A 3,093-nucleotide genomic window follows, 5' to 3' on the forward strand; every position below is an offset into this window, starting at 1 on the left:
CCCCGAAGGCAGTGTCAGGCAATAAAAGCGGAGCATACCTAGGGCATGGAGGATTTACGCGAAAGTAAAGATCCGGGTTTTGCCCGCAGGCAAAAATAAAGATTGAGTATTCACACCAAATGTTATTTTAATAACACCCATAAGAGCGTCACGACCGTCCTGGACGTGCTCGCAAGAAAATGGGATGCCCCTGTAAATGACAATTGAACAGCGTTTGATGGAAGAGGCCAAGCGGGCGGCCGAGCGTACGTATTCACCTTATTCCAGGTTTCCGGTCGGCGCGGCATTGCTGACCGCCGATGGTGAGGTCGTACTGGGCTGCAACGTGGAGAACATCTCCTACGGGCTGACCAATTGTGCCGAACGCAGCGCCTTGTTCAGTGCCATCAGCCAGGGCCATGCGCCGGGCAGTTTCAGGGCCATCGCGGTTTACGCACCCAACGTTTCACTGATAAGCCCTTGCGGTGCCTGCCGCCAGGTGATGCTGGAGTTGATGGCCAAGGATGCAGTGGTGATTTGCCAGGGCAGTGACCCGGCCGCCACGCGTACCTGGACCCTGGCGCAATTGTTGCCGGGTGCTTTCGACGCTTTCTAATCCTGGGCAGGCCAATTGGCCTGTGTCCGCTCGGTCCATTATTGAGACGCCTGCATGATCAGTCTTGTCGGAATAGCGACCCTTATTGTCATTGCCATTGCTTTATCCCACCAGCGACGCTCGATCAACTGGCGCACGGTTTCGGTCGCCTTTGTGATCCAGGTCCTGATCGGCGCTTTTGCGCTGTACGTGCCCTGGGGCCAGACGGTGCTCGCCGCGCTGTCGGGCGCGGTAGCCTCCCTGCAGCTCTACGCCAACAAAGGCATCGAGTTTCTGTTCGGCGGTTTGAGTTCTCCGCATATGTTTGAAGTGTTCGGAAATGGCGGGTTTGTATTCGCTATCCGGGTGTTGCCGATGATTGTGTTCTTCGGCAGCTTTATCTCGGTGCTGTATTACATCGGCGTGATGGGCTGGATTATCCGGTTGGTGGGCGGCGGCCTGCGTCTGCTGCTGGGCACCAGTCGCGTCGAGTCGATGGTGGTGACGTCGGCGATTTTCATCGGCCAGTCGGAGGTGCCGCTGGTGGTACGGCCGTTCATTGCCAAGCTGACGCGCTCTGAGTTGTTCGCGGTGATGGTCGGCGGTTTTGCCGCGGTAGCAGGTTCGGTGCTGCTCGGTTACGCCGGGCTTGGGGTGGAACTCAAATACCTGATCGCCGCATGTTTCATGTCGGCGCCGGGGGCGTTGTTGATGGCCAAGCTTATGGAGCCTGAAACCGAAGCGGCGCGCACCGACGAGGTGATTGAAGAGCTGGGGCAGGCCGAGAATCGGCCGACCAATATCATCGACGCGGCTGCCGAGGGCGCGCAGGTCGGCTTGCGCCTGGCGTTGGCGGTGGGCGCGATGCTGCTTTCGTTTATCGCGCTGATCGCCTTGTTCAACGGGCTGCTCGGTTGGGCGGGCAACTGGTTTGGCTACCCGCAGCTGACCTTGCAACTGGTGCTCGGGCACGTGTTGGCGCCGATCGCTTTTCTGCTCGGGGTGCCGTGGCATGAGGCAGTGCTGGCCGGCGGTTTTATCGGGGAAAAACTGGTGCTCAACGAGTTCGTCGCCTATGCCGACCTGGCCAACTACCTGACCGCGGACAAGGCCGCCGCAGCCGGGGTGCCGCTGTTGTCGGCACACACCCAAGTGATCGTCACCTTCGCCCTGTGCGGTTTTGCCAACCTGTCCTCGATTGCCATCCAACTGGGCGGCCTCACGGGTATCGCCCCGCAAAGGCGTCAAGAACTGGCGCGGCTGGGCCTGCGGGCCATGATCGGCGGTACGCTTTCGAACCTGATGAGCGCGGCGATTGTCGGCTTTTTCATTTCGCTGTAAGGAGCACAGTATGTGGTTGCCACAAGAAGTGATTCGCCGTAAGCGCGACGGGCATGCCCTGGCCGCTATCGACATTCAACGGTTCGTCACCGGCATTGCCGACGGTAGCCTTAGCGATGGGCAAGTGGCGGCGTTCGCCATGGCGGTGTTCATCAAGGGCATGGACGTGAGCGAACGCATCGCCTTGACCGAGGCAATGCGCGATTCCGGCCAAATACTGAAGTGGGAGCTGCCAGGGCCGATTGTCGACAAGCATTCCACCGGCGGCGTCGGCGACATGATCAGCTTGTTGCTTGCGCCCTTGCTGGCGGCCTGTGGCTGTTACGTGCCGATGATCTCCGGGCGCGGCCTGGGGCATACCGGCGGCACCCTGGACAAGCTCGAAAGCATCCCCGGCTACGACTGCCAACCCAGCACCGAACGCCTGCGCGCGGTGGTGGCTGAAGTCGGCTGCGCGATCATCGGCCAGACCGCCAACCTGGCACCCGCGGACAAGCGCTTGTACGTGATCCGCGATGTGACTGGCTCGGTGGAGTCGATAGACCTGATCACCGCGTCGATCCTCGGCAAGAAGCTCGCCGCCGGCCTCGATGTGTTGATCATGGATGTAAAGACCGGCAACGGCGCCTTTATGGCTGAACCTGAGCAGGCGCGAGCTCTGGCCGCCAGCATCGTCGCAGTGGCCAACGGCGCCGGAGTCAACACCCGTGCCCTGATCACCGACATGGACCAGCCGCTGGCCCGCAGTGCCGGCAATGCCCTGGAAGTGGCTGAAGCGGTGGCTCTGCTCAAAGGCGAAGTGCGCAGTGAACGCCTGTGGGCGGTGACGTTGGCGCTGGCCACACAGGCACTGACGATGGCCGGCCTGGCGAGGGACGAGGCCCAGGCCCGTGATCAATTGCTTCAAGCCTGGCAGAGCGGCGCGGCCTTGCAGCGATTTGAGCAGATGGTTGTTGCGCTGGGCGGCCCGCAGGGTTTTACCGACAAACCCGATGAACATTTACCCAAGGCGGTCGTGTCGGTGCCGGTGTGGGCCGAGGAGGAGGGCTGTGTCACCGAGATCGACACCCGCGCCGTGGGGTTGGCGGTGGTGACATTGGGCGGTGGACGCAGCCATCCGGACGACGTGCTGGACCTGTCCGTGGGCTTCAGCGAGTTGGCCTTCGTCCGCGAACAGG

3 protein-coding genes are annotated in these 3,093 nt (G+C 61.4%); all 3 read left to right on the forward strand.

Annotated features, from left to right (window positions below; genetic code table 11):
* Window positions 1-196 precede the first annotated feature (196 nt).
* Window positions 197-595, forward strand: a complete 399-nt coding sequence (locus FEM54_RS28975) for a cytidine deaminase (protein ID WP_138453897.1) — start codon at window positions 197-199, stop codon at window positions 593-595.
* 54 nt (window positions 596-649) lie between these two features.
* The gene (locus FEM54_RS28980; protein WP_017135630.1) at window positions 650-1,915 is read left to right on the forward strand and encodes a NupC/NupG family nucleoside CNT transporter; all 1,266 of its coding nucleotides are present in this window, start codon (window positions 650-652) and stop codon (window positions 1,913-1,915) included.
* 10 nt (window positions 1,916-1,925) lie between these two features.
* A partial coding sequence (gene deoA / locus FEM54_RS28985; RefSeq protein WP_138453898.1) for a thymidine phosphorylase occupies window positions 1,926-3,093 on the forward strand: 1,168 nt, incomplete at its 3' end.

This window comes from Pseudomonas edaphica (genome assembly GCF_005863185.1).
GTDB lineage: Bacteria > Pseudomonadota > Gammaproteobacteria > Pseudomonadales > Pseudomonadaceae > Aquipseudomonas > Aquipseudomonas edaphica.